Genomic DNA, 16,411 nt, shown 5'->3' with positions numbered 1-16,411 from the left:
TTATCGTAAGTAGTAGACACGCGGTTCCGTGCCGTACTCTTCTTTCAGTCTGAATGCCCGGCTGCTTGCAGCGAGTTTCGATACCGTTGATTCCGGATTGTTTAAGTCCCCGAAATAACGGGCATCACCGATACACGTTTCGACACAGGCCGGCTCTTCGCCACGTTCCAAACGGTGGAAACAGAAATTGCATTTACGGACCGTGCCGATCGGCGCTTCCCCGTTTCCGCGCTCACCGCGTTCCATGCCGTGTTCCGGCGCCTGAATCATGTTCGCATCGAGAATCTCTTCATACTCTTCACCAAAGTCAAAGCTTCTCGCTCCGTATGGACAGGCAACCATGCAATAGCGGCAGCCGATGCAGCGGTCATTATCCTGGACGACGATGCCGTTATCCGCTTTGTATGTGGCACGTACCGGACAGACAGACGCACAAGGCGGCTTGTCACAGTGCATGCACGGTCTAGCAATATTGGTTCTTGAGACGTTCGGGAACGTCCCTTCTTCCTCAACGAAGACCTGATTGTACGATACACCAGGCGGCGTCCGGTTTTCCGCTTTACACGATACGGTACAGGTTTCACAGCCGACGCATTTTCTGAGGTCGATCACCATGCCCCATTTCACATTGGCATGGTCCTGCCCTGCCGCAGCCCTGACTTCGAGCTTCTGATTGAACTCCTTACCGACGGATTCCTGATACTTGTTTACAAACTCTTCCTCGCTCATCAGACCGTCCGACAGACGCCTCGCATCTTCAGCCATGTTCAGGCCAAGATCGGTGCTGTATGCGGATTTGCTTAAAATGTCTCTTCCACTGAGTAATGATTTGTTAATCAACAGATCGTGTTTCATTGCCATGCCGGTTTACCCCCTTATGATTTCGTCTCATCTTTGTCATCGTTACTGTCTGAAGTCAGCTCACGCGTAGATTTTTTGAATTCTTTCAGTGTGTCCCCCACTGCACGTCCCATTTCCGGTAATTTTTTCGGGCCGAAAATAATCAGTGCGATAATCAGAATTAAAATCAGTCCCGGGATGCCAATATTCGATAGCATGTCCCTCTCCCCTTTCCAAATGGTGTTCTCACCTTTCTGTAGATGCAACTTCCGTGCCAAACGTAAAAAAGATGGCATCCGGATTGTCCGAACACCACCTGACCAGTAGTGAAAGCCCTGTCACATCAAGCTTTCTCCTCCCTGTTTTTCTTTTTATCTTTTTTAAAATCACATCTTCAAAAGAAAAAACCGACGGTGACCGACGGTTTTTTCTTGCCATTTTGTCACCTTTGACAAAGGCGACATGCCAGAATGTCATTCACCCCGTTTGTCGAGACCATGCTGGTCAATCTTCCGGTAAATATTTCGGACACTGATCCCGAGAATCTCTGCGGCTTCAGATTTATTCCAGTCTGTATAAGTGAGCACCCGGTCGATGTGAGTCCCGCTCAACCTCTTCAAGAGTTTGCACAGGGCTCACACTGTCTCGGTCTTGCGGATCCTGAAACGTCCCCGGCAACATGAGATCGCCGCCTTCAATCTCGGCTCCGGGACATAACAGGCAGCCCCGTTCAAGAATGTGCATCAGCTCGCGGATATTTCCCGGGAAATCGTACGACATCAGCTGCTTCATTGCCGTATCCGTCAACCGTTTCGCCTTTCCCTGTTTGGACAGGAAGTAATCCGCCAAGAGCGGAATGTCCTCTTTGCGGTCCCGAAGCGGCGGCACCTCGATCGTCATCACCTGAAGGCGGTAGAAGAGATCCTCGCGGAACCGTCCCTCCCTGGCTTCTTCGATCAGGGAACGGTTCGTCGCAGCCACAGTCCTCACCTGAACGTGCCGCTCCTTCGTCTCTCCGACGCGCCGAAAACTGCCGGTCTCGAGAAAACGGAGAAGTTTCACCTGCATATCGAGGGGCATCTCGCCGATTTCATCGAGAAAGAGGGTCCCTTGATCCGCGACTTCAACGAGCCCCTTCTTATCCTTTTGGGCACCGGTAAACGCTCCCTTCACATGCCCGAAGAGCTCGCTTTCAATGAGCTGATCCGGAATGGCCCCTGCATTTACCGCCACAAACGGTTCCGCTGCCCGCTTGCTCCAGTAATGAAGACCTTTGGCCACGAGTTCTTTCCCGGTTCCGCTTTCGCCTTCAATCAATATCGAGGCGTCCGCATCTGCCACCCGGCGGATGAGATGCTTGACCTGTTCCACCGCCGACGACTTGCCGACGATGTCAAAATCGTTGTCTCTCGCATGCATCAGGTTCCGCATCGTCTGGTTGTCTTCAGTCAGTTTCTTTTTCTCAAGGGCTTTTGATATGACGACTTCAAGTTCCGACAGATTATACGGCTTCGTCAAATAGTCATACGCGCCGCGCTTCATCGCTTCGATCGCCGTTTCCATCGTTCCGTGACCGGTGAGCATCACGACTTCCATCTCCAGCGTATCCGGACGTGATTTGACTTCTTCAAGGAGCGTGAGCCCATCCATCGGTTCCATCCGGATATCGAAAATACCAAGGTCATACCGTTCTTTTTGCAACAACGCAAGCGCCTCTTCCCCGTCGGCCGCACCAAAGACCTCAAAGCCTTTTCGCTTCAGACGGCTTACGAGCAGTTCACGCAAATCCTGTTCATCATCTGCGACAAGAATTCGCTCCATGCCTTACACCTCCCCATGTTCAGGATTCGTTTCTTTCTGAGGAACAGGGAGCCGGACGCGGAATACCGCTCCTTCCCCCGGTTCACTCTCCACTTCAAGTACGCCGTTCATCTGTTTAATAATCCCGTAACAGACCGACAGGCCAAGACCCGTGCCTTTTCCCGTCGGCTTCGATGTGAAGAAAGGATCAAACAATTTATCGAGATCTTCCGGCCGGATCCCGCTGCCGTTATCCGCCACGTCCACCAGGAGATCTTGCCCCTCCTGATACAGACGGATCGACAGAGCGGGGGCCGTTTTGCCGGCCATGGCATCAATGGCGTTCTGAATGAAGTTCACGAACACCTGACTGAGCTTTAACGCGTCCCCGCGAATCGCAGGCAGTCCTTCTTCTTCTGTGACCGTGACGTCGACACCCTGTTTGTTCAGGGAATGATTCATCAGGACAAGGCTCTCCTCGACGACCTGTCTGACGCGGATATCCCGTTCTTCCCAGTTCTCTTTACGGGAGAAGTTCAGAAGATTGCCCGTGATCGTCTTGCATCGGTCAATATTCTTGCGGATGACCTGCAGGTAATGGGCCATGTCGCCACTTTCAAGAAGTTCTGCCTCATCTTCTGTCAGGCGGTCACTCAAATCTTCCGCATAGATCTGCACGGAAGCGAGCGGATTATTGACTTCATGGGCAAAGGACGACGCCATCAGGCCAAGAGCCGACAGCTTATCCGTCTGGATGATCTTCTCTTCCATCTGCTTCTCTTCCGTAATGTCCTCCATGACGATCAGGGCCTCCTCGTCCTGTTCGAGGGTATAATTAAGCGGGAACACCCTGTGACGGTAAATCCGCTCCGCTCCTGAACGGTCCTTTCTTGTCATGATTTCATCCATCTTGTCATACGTCACCTCGTCACGGAGCGGACACGCATAACAGGCATCATCCTGATCATGAAAGAGCTGAAAGCAGGGGACCTCACGCCTCTCGCCGATCCATCCTTCAAGCTTCGGGTTCATCCACGCAATCGAATAGTCTTTACGGACAACGGCAAGCCCGGCATCCATCGAATTCACGACGATATCGAGGCGTTCCTTTTCCTGTCTGAGCCGCTGTTCCTTTTCCTGAATGGTCTCGTTCATCTCATTGAAGGCCCGGGTCAGCTCACCGAACTCGTCCTGCCTCTCCACCGGCATCGCTTCCGGCCAGTAGCCCGTCTTCATCCGCCGCATGCCCTGTTGGAGGGTTTCAATCGGCTTGACGAAATAGAGCCCGGCAAAGACGCTGATGACACTGCCGAACAGGATCATCACCGTCGCGGTAAACCCGCCCCTGCGCATCATGTCAAACACCGGGGACAGCGCTTCGCGCCGGGGCTGTTCCATGACGAGCTCCCACTGCACTTCGTCGATCTCCGTCCGGATTTCAATACCTTGCGCCGTCTCCTCGGTGCTCGGCTGCCACAGCTTGGAATAATCCTGATGGGCAATGACCTGATTGGACGGATCCTCAAGATAAATCACCGCTTCATCATCGAGCTGATAGGAGGAGACGTTCCCGATCAGCTTCTGAAGCTGAACCGTTGCGCCAATCCTGAGCCCATCCGTTCCGGTTTCCGCAATCATCTGCATATACGGCTGACCATACTCGTTCACGAGGACATCCGATATCACCGGTTCACCTGCGTCCGGGGTAACGCCCGAGTCTGCCTGGACCGGCCAGGTATCACCTGTGTCGGCATGATTCAGCGTATGCCTGGCCACCTGACTCAAAAGGACCCCGTCCCGGTCGATCACAACGAGGGTATCAATGGCGTCCTGACTGCTCAGCACTTCATAAAAAGGCCCCTTCATCTCAGCAGGCCGCTCAAGCGACGCGAGGACATCGAGCTGATCCATCACCTGACGGATCTCAGAGCGGATATCCGTCGCAAGATGCTCAAGACGCATTTTTTGCATCTCTTCTCCGGTTTCTCCCACATAGTCAGCCATATTCTGAATGTAGTAAACGGAAATGAGGGCAAGGGGAATGATCGTCATCAGCAGGCCGAAGAAGAGAACCTTATTTCGAATGGACTGCATCTTCTTTCTCATCAGTCTCCGCCTCCCTTCACCTCATCGGCCAGACGCATGACATCCCGGTCAAGGGAAACCCCGATATGCGCTGCCGTATCCCGGTTCACCTGAAACAACAGCCTGTCCGGAAGCTCAACGGGAATCGTCGATGCTTCATTTCCGCCAAGAATCAGACTGATCTGCCTCGCTGCCTGATAGCCCTGATCATAAAAGGATGAGCCATAGGCCATCAGAAAGCCTTCCGCCACTTCGTCATCATAAATCCCCATCACAGGAAGATCATGCGCCCTGCTGAAGTCCGCGAGCTCCCCGGTCATGCCTTCGATGATGAAACTCGGCAGTGTCAAAAGGCCCGTGTTCTCACCTGCAAGATCCGCTAAAGCGGTGAGATCAAGCTCCGTTCCGACGTCAAACGGCACCACCTCGATGCCAAGGGTTTCCACTGCCTCCCGGGTGACGTCACAAGAGCGGTTACTGATATCGATCTCTTTATTGTAAAGCACAATCACCTCATCCATCTCCGGGAGTGCATCGGTGAAGAGCTCAAGGCGTTTCGCCGACAGATTCAGGTGATGATTGGCCACGCCGGTAAACATCGTCCCCGGCCGTTCATAGCTTTCGATGAGGCCTGTATCAAGGGGAGCCGCCATACCGACAAAGACGACCGGTGTCGACAGGCCCGTTTCTTCCATCGCCACGTCAAGCACCTGGGCTTCGATCCCGCCAAAGGCTGCAATCAGGTCGTAGTCCGCTTCAAGCATCTCTCTGGCCATGGCCATAAGCGCATCGGTATCTTCTTCCTCTTCGTACACATGAAACACCAGATCATCTTCCACGTGAAACCCGAGATCACGGAGCCCGTTTTCGATCCCCTCAAGCTTGTCGAGCCGGCTGCTTTCCGTCAGGAGCACGCCAAGATGAGCAGGCTCATCCGCCTGCAGGGATTCCGTATACCAAAACAGTCCGGCTGCCAGAAGCATTAAGCCGGTAATGACAAACACGGTTCGCATCACGCTCATCCTTTCCACACGATCAGCCTGCTTTCTGCTGATATTCTCTCCCCAGTTTAAACCCTAACGGCACCGTAATGAGCGTAATGAGTGCCAATGCCACAAAAGCTTCATTAATGGCCGACAGGCTCGCGCTCTCAATGTCCATGCCGCCGTTCACCATAATCTGTGCACGTCTGACTTCAAAATAAATCGAAACAAAGACAATCCCGAGCGCTGAACTCATCTGACGGATGACGTTCCCCATCGCAGAACCCCTTGAAACGAATTTCTCAGGAATCGAGTTCATTCCCGCTGTCGTCGACGGCATATTGCTGAGACCCAGGCCGACGCCCCGGAGTCCGTTTAACAAAAACACGAGCCAAAGAGAAGTGCCCATCGTCAAAAAGCCCATCGCCCCGGTGGATACGCTCAGAATGATCAGGCCCCCTGCCGCTGCCAGGGTCGGGCCGCGGACATCGAGCATGCGACCGCCGATATTCATAAAGAGACCCATCATGAGGGCTGACGGAAGAAAACTGAGCCCCGTGACAATCGCGCCGTACCCGTACACATTCTGCACGAGAAGCGGAATGAGAAAAATGCCGCCAAACAGGCTGATCGAGCCGACCATGGCGATGATGACACTGTATGTAAAAGCTTTGATCTTGAAAATGGACAGGTCGAGGAGAGGCTGATCCTGTTTGGCTTCAATTTTGACAAAAAGCCAGAGCGACAGACTCCCGACTGCAATGAGGCCGAGGTTCACAGGATTATACAAATGACTCAGCTCATTCATCCGCCCGAGGGCAAAGAGGATCGCCCCGACACCTATCGTCACCGTCACGAATCCGCTCTTATCCAGACGGATATCCGTCACTTTGACGGCCTTCGGCAGAAACTTCAGTGAAAAAAAGACGGCCAACAGCCCCGTGGGGATATTCACAAGAAACAGCCACTGCCAGGAACCGAGTTCCACAATCACACCCCCGAGAGTCGGGCCGATCGTCGGTGCGAGCATGGCCGCAACTCCCCACACCCCTGTTGCGAGACCCCGTTCTTCTCTTGGGAACGCGTCGAAAATCAGCACCATTGACAGCGGCATGATCATCCCGCCTCCGACGCCCTGCAGGGCACGGAAGAGAATGATGGCGCTGATGTCCCAGGCCATGGATCCGAGAACCGACCCCGTCACAAAGAGAAGCAGGCCTGCGATGTACACCTGCTTCTTGCCGAATTTATCTGCGAGATAGCCCGTCAGAGGCATCGACATGCCCATTGCGACCATAAAGATGGTGATGACCCAGCCGGCGCTGACAGCATCGGCATCGAATACCTGCATAAAATAAGGAACAGCGGGGTTCAGCATACTGTTATTGAGGATGACCGTAAACGTGCCGGTCAGAACGGTAATGACGACAAGCCACTTGAGGGGAATATTTGTAAACATGATTTCACCTGATTTCGGATTAATTCGAAGGATCCTTCGCATACCGAAGGATTCGCTGATCTTATCATATCACAATCCCGATCCGTTTGCGGAAGTTCCAACCGCCTGAATGTGCAACATCTCCCCTGAAAGCAAGCGGGATCCGGCAGGTTATTCATTCTCCCGCCGGATCCGTCTGATCGCTTTGATTATTTGAGTGGATAATGCTTCAGGAAGTAAATCAGAGACTGAAGCTCCACAGACAGGTCAATATGGTGCACCCGGATGTCATCCGGAACCGTCAGCCTTGCAGGGGTGAAGTTCAAGATCCCTTTGATCCCGCATTCAAGGAGTTGATCGGTAATGCCCTGGGCCGCCTGAGACGGTACCGTCAGAATCACGACCTCGATGTCGCCGATTTTCTCCTCGATATCATCAAAGTGATACACCGGCACGTCGCCGTAAACCTGGTCCACCTTAGAACGGTCGACGTCAAACGCCATTTCAATGCGCGTATTATTGCTCTTGCTGAAATTATAATTTAAAAATGCCGTTCCGAGATTCCCGACCCCTACGAGGGCTACCTTTGTCAGTTCATCCTGATCGAGTGTCTTACGGAAGAACGAGAGAAGATAATTCACATTATAGCCGTAGCCTTTCTTGCCGAGAGCACCAAAGTAGGAGAAGTCTCTTCTGATGGTTGCCGAATCCACTTTGACCGCTTCACTCAGTTCACTCGATGACACCCGGTGTTTCCCTGAAGCCTGCAGGCCTTCCAAAAACCTGTAGTACAACGGTAGTCTCTTTGCAGTTGCCTGCGGAATTTTTGCCTGATCGATTTCCATGTCACACAACCTCCCAATCAACTATTCACTTGCCCGTTTAAAATCGCCACTCTTCCCGCCTGTCTTTTCTTCAAGATACGTCTCACCGATGACCATGCCCTTATCCACCGCTTTGCACATGTCATAGACCGTCAACGCAGTCGCACTCGCCGATGTTAACGCTTCCATTTCAACCCCGGTACTGCCTTTTGTTTTTACTGCAACGCGGATATGTAGGCGATGCGATGATCCTTCTTCCTTCCAGTCAAAAGCGATATCCACGCCGCTCAGTGACAGCGGATGACACATGGGGATCAGCTGCGCCGTATTCTTCGCCGCCATGACACCTGCGACCTGGGCAACGGCCAGGACATCTCCTTTTTTCATGTGGCCCGACTGGATGCCTTCATAGATCTGTTTGTTCACAAGTACACTTGATTTTGCAACTGCAGTACGGACCGTTTCCTCTTTATCGGAAATGTCCACCATCTTCGCCCGGCCCTGTTCATTAAAGTGTGTAAATGACTCCATATTCAATCCTCCTCATTCCTTGCCCTTATTGTACACTATTTATTCACAAACTGCACCGTTGATTGAGGAAAAGTTGCCAGCAGTCAGCCTGTTCATGTAAACTAGCGTTGTGAATACGGAAAAAGACGCGCTAAAGAGGATGAATGACAGATGATCGTTTTGCAATGTTCCCAACTCAATAAATCGTTCGGTACCGATACGATTTTAAACCAGGTAAAGCTCGAAGTGAAGTCCAATGAACGAGTTGCTCTCGTCGGTCGAAACGGGGCGGGGAAATCGACCCTCCTGAAGATTATCGCCGGTGAGCTGACCCATGATGACGGCACGCTCATGATTCCAAAAGAGGTGAACGTCGGCTATTTGGCCCAGGACAGCGGCCTGAATACCGATCGTTCCATTTGGGATGAAATGATGACGGTCTTCTCCGCCCTCAGACAGATGGAACGAAAACTGCGCTCCCTCGAAGAGGAGATGAGTGACCCGTCGAATCCGAGATACGAAAAAATTCTGCAGGACTACGATCAGCTCTCTCAGGATTTTCGCGACCGCGGCGGCTTTCAGTATGAAGCGGATATTCGCAGTATTCTCTCAGGCCTCAATTTCAGCAGCTTTGACTACAGCACACCGATCCGTTCACTGAGCGGCGGTCAGAAGACCCGACTCGCACTCGGCAAACTGCTTCTCTCAAAACCGGAGCTGCTTATACTCGATGAGCCGACAAACCATCTCGATATCGACACGATGACCTGGCTCGAGAGCTACCTGAGCGGTTACAGCGGCGCGCTCCTGATCGTCTCCCACGACCGTTACTTTCTCGACCGGATCGTCAATACGGTCTATGAACTCACGTTTCATCAAACGTACAAGTACACCGGCAATTATTCGCATTACCTGGATGAAAAAGCAGCCCGCCTCGAACTTGAGATGAAAGAATTCGACAAACAGCAGTCAGAGATCAAAAAGCTCGAAGACTTCGTCGCACGTAATCTTGCAAGGGCCTCCACGAGTAACCGGGCCAAAAGCCGCCGCAAAAAACTCGAAAAAATGGAGCGCCTCGACAGACCGGTTAGTGAAGATGAATCGGCGAAATTCCGCTTTGACATTGAGCGCCAGACCGGCAATGACGTCCTGATGGTCGACGGGCTCGCCATCGGCTACGGCGACACACCACTTGTGAGTGACGTGAGCTTTACCATCACGCGCGGAGAGAGTGTCGCCCTTATCGGGCCAAACGGGATCGGCAAGACGACACTCCTGAAAACCATTGCCGGCAGTCTCGAGGCGCTCCGGGGCGGTGTCCGTTACGGAAGCAACGTCAAGATCGGGTACTATGATCAGGAACAGACCGGTCTTAATCCGAAGAAAACCGTCCTGCATGAGCTCTGGGACGACTATCCCCTCTTCCCTGAAAAACAGATCCGCACTGTCCTCGGGAACTTTCTCTTTACCGGTGACGAGGTCCTCAAATCCGTCATGGATCTGTCCGGGGGAGAAAAAGCGAGACTCTCACTCGCCAAACTGATGATGGAAAAACCGAACGTCCTGATTCTCGATGAGCCGACCAACCACCTCGATCTCGACAGCAAGGAAGTCCTTGAAGATGCACTGATTGACTATCCGGGGACGCTCATGTTCGTCTCCCATGACCGGTACTTCATTAACCGCATGGCTACAAAAATCATTGAACTGTCTTCTGACGCCATGACGACGTACCTTGGGGATTATGATTATTACCAGGAGAAAAAAGAGGAACAGGCCGCTTTCCTCCAGTTGGAGGAAGACCAACGGAATGAAGCAAGGCCGGATATGGACTCACACGCAGCAGACGCCCAGGGTAAGTCCGGATTCATGCAACAGAAAGAAGCCCAAAAGGCCGAGCGGCAGCGCCTTCGCCGGATCGAAGAGATCGAAAGCACCGTCGAAGGACATGAAAGCCGTGTGGAAGAGATCGAAAGCGAATTAATCAAACCTGAGGTCTTTCAGGATCACGAAGAGTCCGCAAGACTCCAAACCGAGCTCGAATCGCTTCAGGACGCGCTCGAAACCCTGATGGATGAATGGGAAGCTTTGCAGGATTAACAGTACGGCATTCGGGAAACCCTTCAAAAAAGGGTTTCTTTTTTTCGTTGTGTCCGGATCCTCAATAAAGCGGAGAGGTTATGCACAGGTTCGGACATCCATACGCTTTTTCTTCTTGCTGTCAAGATGAAATTATGCACAAATCGTCGACATATCCACATTACCCACAGAGTTATCCACCGTTTTTACTTGTTATGAACGCACCTGAGCGAATTATCCCCATTTTGACAAAGTTATCCACAGATTTTTTGTTCACAATCCACACCCTGTTCCATCCGCATTGTAAGCCGTTTACACACAGTATCCACAACACTGTGGATAAGACTGTCCACAGTGTTATAAACAAGCCCTATTGACCATTGACAGTTGTTCGTGCAAGAGCGAATTAACGGACAAAAATCGCAGATTTGTTCAAAAAAGGCCTTGACATATGCGCACATCGCTTGTGAATATGAGGATAACACTGTGTATAACTCGTGTATACCCTTTCAATTTTCTGAATGTTATCCACAACTTTGCTGATTGCATACATCAGTTATACACAGAACAGCAACATACGATGCCCCAGATGATACAAAACCGGCTCCGTGAACGATACACGAAGCCGGTTTTTCTCATTCTTATGGTACGGAGAGCGTTACTCCGCTTTAGTTACGGTCTTAAGCTCAAGACCCGGATTCCCGTTCATCCGGTCATCACTGAATACACCGCGCCGGTACTGAACAAACGCCGCTGCACCGATCATGGCGGCGTTATCGGTACAGAGATGGATCGGGGGAATGGTCAGACGGATGCCGGCTTCTTCAGAGGCCGCCATCAAGGCCTCCCGAAGGCCGCTGTTCGCTGCAACTCCCCCTGCAATGACCAGTCTGTCCACCCCGCGCTCCTTCACCGCCCGGATCGTCTTATCCACAAGCACATCAATGACACTTGCCTGAAAGCTCGCAGCCAGATCCGCCATCGGTATCGTCTGTCCTTTTTGTTTGGCATTGTGAAGGGTGTTGATCACCGCGGACTTCAATCCGCTGAAGCTGAAATCAAAAGACCCTTCCTCGAGCCAGGCTCTCGGCAGGTCGATGGTGGCCTCCCCTTCTTTCGCAAGGCGGTCAATCTGCGGACCTCCGGGATACGGGAGGCCGAGTGTCCGCGCGACTTTGTCATACGCCTCACCTACGGCATCGTCACGGGTCTCCCCCATGAGTTCATACGTCCCGTCCGCTTCCATGTAGATCAGTTCCGTATGCCCGCCGGAAACGACGAGTGAGACGAGAGGGTATGTCAAAGGTTCTGTCAGATGGTTCGCGTAGATATGCCCTGCGATATGGTGTACACCAATAAGCGGGATCCCGAGCGTAAACGATAGCGCTTTAGCCGCATGCACGCCTACGAGAAGTGCACCGATGAGCCCCGGTCCTTCCGTGACGGCAATGGCATCGAGATCCTCGAGGGTCACCCCGGCCTGATGGATCGCTTCATCGATCGTCAGTGTCATCTGATCCACATGATGTCTCGATGCGATCTCCGGCACAACGCCGCCGAAGCGTTTATGACTGTCGATCTGCGAAGCCACCACGTTACTCAGAATCGCATTGCCGTTTTTAATGACGGCGGCTGCGGTCTCATCACAGCTCGTTTCAATGGCCAGTATCAGGCCTTCTGTCTGATTCTTCATAAGATACGTCCACAGGAAACCCCCGAATGAATTCGGGGGTTTCCTGTGGACGGTTTCACTCCTTTCAACAAGCCACGACGTGGCTTTTTCTTTTAACGCTATTTTTTTATAACTTTTCCCCCTGCTGATAACTGTGCCATCGAGCAATCGCAAATCAAACGACCCTGTTTTTCGTCGCCCGAAAATGAAGCAGGGTTGCCCTTCGCAAAGCACCTTATCGAATAATTGGAAACCTTTCACGAAACGTTCCGCTTTGTTTGCCTTGCGAATCCCGCCTTTTAAAATCGTTGTCTTGTGTAATTGCCGGTTGTTCTTGCGAACCTGCTTGTACTGATACGTGGCTTCGCTTGGTTTTGCCGTCGGATGACCACTGATACAACGGGCATCGACAGCATGAGATTTCTCTAAGCTGTGTTCTATGCGGGTATTCTTCGTCAGATAACCATACGTCAGCTTCGCATCAGGATAGCGGGCTTTCAGCCCGTTGTAGATAAACCAACGCATGACCGCCATCTGTGAAGCGTCACGCAAAGGTGTACGTTTTCGCTGAAATAAATGTTCAAGTCCTTCACGGTGAATCTTCTTGTGGCACGTTTCGCATAACGTTAAGAGGTTGTCAGGGCTGTCACCGCCTGTCTTACGGCTTTCGATGTGATGAACATTCAGTATCTTGTCTTTCGATTTCCCTTTGCAGTGCTGACAACGATGGTTGTCTCTGAAAAACACGTACTCCCTGACGTTCCAAAACCCAAACTGATCGCCTTGTTGATAGCCTTCCCCTTCGATTTCAGGCTTTTTGATTTTCTGAATATCAAACTGTGCCACTTCAACTGTTATTGTTGTGATCGGCAACAACGCATGGACTTTTTCAACAAAACGGATATGCGAATCCACTTTATGTTGCACGGAAGGGGCAAGCCATCCTTTTTCTTTCTTTCGATTGTCGAATCTCGGTTGTCTGTACCTTGTTTTTCGGCTTCTTCTTGATCGTCGGTACTGCCGTCTTGTTGCCAGTTTATCCTGAATGTCCGTTCTCAGTTGAACGTCACCTTCAAATAACACGTCTTTCTCCGTCGTTGCGCTGAATCCGATGTGCTTGGTTCCGGCATCCACACCCAATGAAACAGGCTGTTTGTAGCCACTTGAACCGTAAAGCAGTTGGATCGTAAAAGGGGTTTGCTTCACAACTTTTGCTTTCTTTTCGTTCAACAATAATCGTGCTTTTCTCGGTTTGCACGGCATTAAAGGTTCGCCGTTTTTGTTTAATACGTACACGAACATAACGTGTACCTCCTTTCAGGAGTCAGGTATTCTTCGCCAATGTTGGAAAGGCTTTTACGCTTGCAACACCGCCCACAACCCGTTCGGACTTTTAATCACAAGCGACAGGGCTTACAGCTAGAATCCGCACCGTAAGGTGTCTTGACCGATCCAACGTAGTCCTCGAAAGACTTAGGCTAGTCAACAGGGGCTTTTACAAGCCCACGACTTTAGTCGTTGGGTTGTTGACCTTATAACCTCACCCACATTACTAATGCATCTTCCTGATTATCCGTATAATACTGCTTACGGATCCCGCCGTCCTGAAGGCCGTATTTCCTGTACATGGCCTGAGCGGCGGTATTCGATACCCGGACTTCGAGAGAAAGCCGCTCGGCGCCGCGTTTTTTCGCGAAGGCCATCGCTTCACTCATCATCCGCTCACCAATTCCCTCCCGCCGCCACTCCGGATCGACGGCGATGTTGGTGATATGGGCATCATCAATGATCACCCAGAGGCCGCAATAACCGACGATGGCACCTTCTGCGGACTCTGCCACCGTGTAATAGGCAAACTGATTCTTCACGATTTCATTATAGAACGCATCCCGGCTCCATGGTGTTGAAAACGTGCGGTTCTCAAGCTCAAGGACACCGTCGAGATCCGTTACATCCATAAACCGGATACGGACGCCCGCCTTCTCAGTTTCCTGATCCGCCATACGTCTTCACCTTCCCAGGATTGGCTTCCCGCCACTTCGACTCGGCTTCTGCAAGTCGCAAATAGTTTGGCGTGAATCCGTGAACGGATTCATCCGCTTCCTTCGTCATGCCGATAAGGGCAAGCGCCTCAGGGCGGACGATTTCAGAAGGCGCTGGGGCCATCACAGCCCGCTCGCCAAGGGCAGACTCAATCAGTGTCCGGTGCTGCATGGCATCCGGGCTGATGAAGAGATACTTGGGCGTATCCCGCTCTGAAAGGATCTGAAGCCATTCATCAAGCATGATGATCCGGTCTTCAAGTATTGATGTCCCTTGCTCGTACAGACCGGTAAACACCTGGCCTCTGCGGGCATCAAAGAACGGTACGGTCTCACCTGTGAAGAGGGACCCGTTTGCTGCGAGGGCTTCGAGACTCGAGACCCCGACAACGGGGATATTCAGGCTGTACGCCATCGTCTTCGCTGTCGTTACCCCAATCCGCACACCCGTGTATGAGCCGGGACCGTGATCGACGACGATCCTGTCGAGGTCTTTTGGCGTCATATCAACCTCTTCAAACAGGCTCCGGATCGCAGGCATGAGCCTGAGCGAATGGTTTTTCTTTTCGTGTGTCACGATACTGCCAAGGGGCTTTCCGTCTTTCAGAAGACCGACACCCAATACATAGCTCGCAGTATCAATGGCTAAAACATTCATTTTCCGCTTAACTCCTTTACAACCTGAATGTAGTCCCTGCCATTTCCCACAAGAACAATCTCACGGGTGTCCGGACCTCTGTAAATAATGGTCATGTCAATTCTCGAGGAAGGGAGCTGACTCTGAATCATCGATGGCCACTCAATCACCGTCACTCCGCCGCCGTTAAAATACTCATCGAGGCCAAAATCCTCACCCTCGTCTTCGATCCGGTAGGCATCCATGTGATAAAAAGGCATCGTGCCAACGTACTCTTTCATGATCGTAAAAGTTGGACTGTTCACCGTACCTTCGACACCCAGCGCCTTTGCCAGCGCTTTAGTAAACGTTGTTTTACCTGCCCCCAAGTCTCCTTCAAGGGTCAGAACCGTATCAGGTGTAAGCTTACCCGCAAGCTTTTCTGCCAGTTCCCGGGTTTCATCCACACTGTGCACCATGAATTTCCGCTGCAAAGCCATATTGTTTCCCTCCCATTACTCTCTGTCACGAAAATGGTCATAGCCGCTTTTCGTGAGTGTTTCCGATTCTTGCCCGTCGATCAGAATGACCGCCGGTTCTCCTGCTTCGACCATGCCTACCGGGCTTATGGTAATCCCATGTTGTTCGGCGAGCAGACAGACATCCCGCCAGTGTTTGCCACTGAATACGCAGACAAGCTGAAACTCTTCTCCGCCGTGAAGAACCCAATCTTTTTGCTTCTCTTCATCAAACAACGCCAGAATATCAGGCTTCGGGATCCGCTTCCAGTCAAGAACCATACGGACACCGCTTGCTTCTGCAATTTCCTTCGCCTCTCTCGAGATCCCGTCACTGATGTCATTCAGTGCCGCGCGAATCCCGAGTTCCGCAAACAGCCGCCCCGCTTTCACCTGAGGAACCGGACGCTGATGTGAACGGATGAGCTGATCCTGATCCATTTCCGGAACAGGCACACCATTCGTCTGATCAAGAAGCAGGTCAAGCCCTGCCAGTGACGCGCCGAGTGGCCCCGTCACCGCGATTACATCACCCGGCCTGGCATTTGCCCTTAAAAGGCGTACCGACGTTTCGACAATCCCTGTCACCGTAACCGAGATCACCAGCTTATCGGCAGTGGATACGGTATCCCCGCCGATCAGGTCCATCCCGTACAGCGCTGCCGCTTCCTCAAGTCCGGCATAGATCCGTCTTGTCTCCTCATCCGGCCAGCCCTGTTTGGGCACTGCAAGGGATACAAGGTACTGTTTTGGCACAGCCCCCATCGCAGCAAGATCACTGATATTGACGGCGAGGGCCTTATACCCGATATCCTCGGGGGCCATCGTCGCCCTTGAGAAGTGAACATCCTCAACCATCGTATCGACAGCCAGCACCTGATCGTACCCGTCCGGAACCCGGACGATGGCCGCATCATCACCGATGCCAAGCTCCACATCTTCTGACAGCATCCGTTTTTGCCTGATGGATGCAATCCACGCAAATTCTTTATCCACTGTCTATC

The 16,411-nt window shown here is 52.0% G+C and carries 15 protein-coding genes and 1 pseudogene; 1 reads left to right on the top strand and 15 read right to left on the bottom strand.

All coding sequences use genetic code 11. The features are described from left to right. The 9 genes from BSEL_RS03000 to moaC all read right to left on the bottom strand — a co-directional run bounded on the left by BSEL_RS03000 (nt 1) and on the right by moaC (nt 8,501). Nucleotides 1-861 (bottom strand): 4Fe-4S dicluster domain-containing protein, encoded by an 861-nt coding sequence (locus BSEL_RS03000; RefSeq protein WP_013171526.1) that lies wholly within the window; start codon nt 859-861, stop codon nt 1-3. 14 nt (nt 862-875) lie between these two features. Continuing rightward, nucleotides 876-1,058: a twin-arginine translocase TatA/TatE family subunit gene (gene tatA / locus BSEL_RS02995; RefSeq protein ID WP_013171525.1), complete on the bottom strand. Its 183-nt coding sequence runs from the start codon at nt 1,056-1,058 to the stop codon at nt 876-878. A gap of 255 nt (nt 1,059-1,313) precedes the next feature. Next, a complete protein-coding gene (locus BSEL_RS17930) occupies nt 1,314-1,427 on the bottom strand; it encodes a helix-turn-helix domain-containing protein (RefSeq protein ID WP_232970485.1) in 114 nt (37 codons plus the stop codon). Then, complete coding sequence (locus tag BSEL_RS02985; protein WP_013171524.1) at nt 1,402-2,661, bottom strand: sigma-54-dependent transcriptional regulator; 1,260 nt, start codon at nt 2,659-2,661, stop codon at nt 1,402-1,404. Before BSEL_RS02985 ends, BSEL_RS17930 begins: the two co-directional genes overlap by 26 nt. Before the next feature lie 3 nt (nt 2,662-2,664). After that, a complete protein-coding gene (locus tag BSEL_RS02980) occupies nt 2,665-4,746 on the bottom strand; it encodes a sensor histidine kinase (protein ID WP_013171523.1) in 2,082 nt (693 codons plus the stop codon). Continuing rightward, complete coding sequence (locus BSEL_RS02975; protein ID WP_013171522.1) at nt 4,746-5,738, bottom strand: ABC transporter substrate-binding protein; 993 nt, start codon at nt 5,736-5,738, stop codon at nt 4,746-4,748. Before BSEL_RS02975 ends, BSEL_RS02980 begins: the two co-directional genes overlap by 1 nt. Before the next feature lie 22 nt (nt 5,739-5,760). Continuing rightward, entirely contained in the window at nt 5,761-7,167 is a 1,407-nt protein-coding gene (locus tag BSEL_RS02970; protein ID WP_013171521.1) for an MDR family MFS transporter, read from the bottom strand. A gap of 188 nt (nt 7,168-7,355) precedes the next feature. Continuing rightward, nucleotides 7,356-7,991, bottom strand: coding sequence for a redox-sensing transcriptional repressor Rex (locus BSEL_RS02965; protein ID WP_013171520.1), 636 nt, complete (start codon nt 7,989-7,991; stop codon nt 7,356-7,358). A gap of 21 nt (nt 7,992-8,012) precedes the next feature. After that, on the bottom strand, nt 8,013-8,501 hold the full coding sequence (gene moaC / locus BSEL_RS02960; RefSeq protein WP_013171519.1) for a cyclic pyranopterin monophosphate synthase MoaC: 489 nt from the start codon (nt 8,499-8,501) through the stop codon (nt 8,013-8,015). Nucleotides 8,502-8,651: 150 nt separating this feature from the next. On the opposite strand from moaC, the gene BSEL_RS02955 reads away from it, so the two are divergent. Further along, a complete protein-coding gene (locus BSEL_RS02955; protein ID WP_013171518.1) occupies nt 8,652-10,580 on the top strand; it encodes an ABC-F family ATP-binding cassette domain-containing protein in 1,929 nt (642 codons plus the stop codon). 637 nt (nt 10,581-11,217) lie between these two features. Here the strand turns inward: BSEL_RS02955 and tsaD are convergent. From tsaD to thiL, 6 genes and pseudogenes are all read right to left on the bottom strand, one after another. Then, nucleotides 11,218-12,252, bottom strand: coding sequence for a tRNA (adenosine(37)-N6)-threonylcarbamoyltransferase complex transferase subunit TsaD (gene tsaD / locus BSEL_RS17350; protein WP_083769626.1), 1,035 nt, complete (start codon nt 12,250-12,252; stop codon nt 11,218-11,220). 384 nt (nt 12,253-12,636) lie between these two features. After that, nucleotides 12,637-13,533, bottom strand: a pseudogene (gene iscB, locus BSEL_RS02950) (RNA-guided endonuclease IscB); the annotation flags it as partial. Between the two features lie 230 nt (nt 13,534-13,763). Continuing rightward, nucleotides 13,764-14,234, bottom strand: coding sequence for a ribosomal protein S18-alanine N-acetyltransferase (gene rimI / locus BSEL_RS02945; protein ID WP_013171516.1), 471 nt, complete (start codon nt 14,232-14,234; stop codon nt 13,764-13,766). Then, nucleotides 14,215-14,931, bottom strand: coding sequence for a tRNA (adenosine(37)-N6)-threonylcarbamoyltransferase complex dimerization subunit type 1 TsaB (gene tsaB / locus BSEL_RS02940; protein WP_013171515.1), 717 nt, complete (start codon nt 14,929-14,931; stop codon nt 14,215-14,217). Before tsaB ends, rimI begins: the two co-directional genes overlap by 20 nt. After that, complete coding sequence (gene tsaE / locus BSEL_RS02935; protein WP_013171514.1) at nt 14,928-15,389, bottom strand: tRNA (adenosine(37)-N6)-threonylcarbamoyltransferase complex ATPase subunit type 1 TsaE; 462 nt, start codon at nt 15,387-15,389, stop codon at nt 14,928-14,930. The genes tsaB and tsaE overlap by 4 nt, the downstream gene beginning before the upstream one ends. Before the next feature lie 15 nt (nt 15,390-15,404). Further along, complete coding sequence (gene thiL, locus BSEL_RS02930) at nt 15,405-16,403, bottom strand: thiamine-phosphate kinase (protein WP_013171513.1); 999 nt, start codon at nt 16,401-16,403, stop codon at nt 15,405-15,407. Between the last annotated feature and the right edge of the window lie 8 nt (nt 16,404-16,411).

The organism is [Bacillus] selenitireducens MLS10 (assembly GCF_000093085.1).
In the GTDB taxonomy this organism is placed as follows: Bacteria; Bacillota; Bacilli; order Bacillales; family Salisediminibacteriaceae; genus Salisediminibacterium; species Salisediminibacterium selenitireducens.
Note: the sequence above shows the minus strand (reverse complement) of the source record. Positions and strands in the feature narration are given on the sequence as shown.

What these genes read in the sequence shown, in the direction of transcription:
- BSEL_RS02955 (WP_013171518.1), top strand. Translation starts at nt 8,652, where the DNA reads ATGATCGTTTTGCAATGTTCCCAACTCAATAAATCGTTCGGTACCGAT.
- rimI (WP_013171516.1), bottom strand. Translation starts at nt 14,234, where the DNA reads ATGGCGGATCAGGAAACTGAGAAGGCGGGCGTCCGTATCCGGTTTATG.
- BSEL_RS02980 (WP_013171523.1), bottom strand. Translation starts at nt 4,746, where the DNA reads ATGAGAAAGAAGATGCAGTCCATTCGAAATAAGGTTCTCTTCTTCGGC.
- BSEL_RS02975 (WP_013171522.1), bottom strand. Translation starts at nt 5,738, where the DNA reads ATGCGAACCGTGTTTGTCATTACCGGCTTAATGCTTCTGGCAGCCGGA.
- tsaE (WP_013171514.1), bottom strand. Translation starts at nt 15,389, where the DNA reads ATGGCTTTGCAGCGGAAATTCATGGTGCACAGTGTGGATGAAACCCGG.
- BSEL_RS02970 (WP_013171521.1), bottom strand. Translation starts at nt 7,167, where the DNA reads ATGTTTACAAATATTCCCCTCAAGTGGCTTGTCGTCATTACCGTTCTG.
- tatA (WP_013171525.1), bottom strand. Translation starts at nt 1,058, where the DNA reads ATGCTATCGAATATTGGCATCCCGGGACTGATTTTAATTCTGATTATC.
- moaC (WP_013171519.1), bottom strand. Translation starts at nt 8,501, where the DNA reads ATGGAGTCATTTACACACTTTAATGAACAGGGCCGGGCGAAGATGGTG.
- BSEL_RS02985 (WP_013171524.1), bottom strand. Translation starts at nt 2,661, where the DNA reads ATGGAGCGAATTCTTGTCGCAGATGATGAACAGGATTTGCGTGAACTG.
- tsaB (WP_013171515.1), bottom strand. Translation starts at nt 14,931, where the DNA reads ATGAATGTTTTAGCCATTGATACTGCGAGCTATGTATTGGGTGTCGGT.
- tsaD (WP_083769626.1), bottom strand. Translation starts at nt 12,252, where the DNA reads ATGAAGAATCAGACAGAAGGCCTGATACTGGCCATTGAAACGAGCTGT.
- BSEL_RS03000 (WP_013171526.1), bottom strand. Translation starts at nt 861, where the DNA reads ATGGCAATGAAACACGATCTGTTGATTAACAAATCATTACTCAGTGGA.
- BSEL_RS02965 (WP_013171520.1), bottom strand. Translation starts at nt 7,991, where the DNA reads ATGGAAATCGATCAGGCAAAAATTCCGCAGGCAACTGCAAAGAGACTA.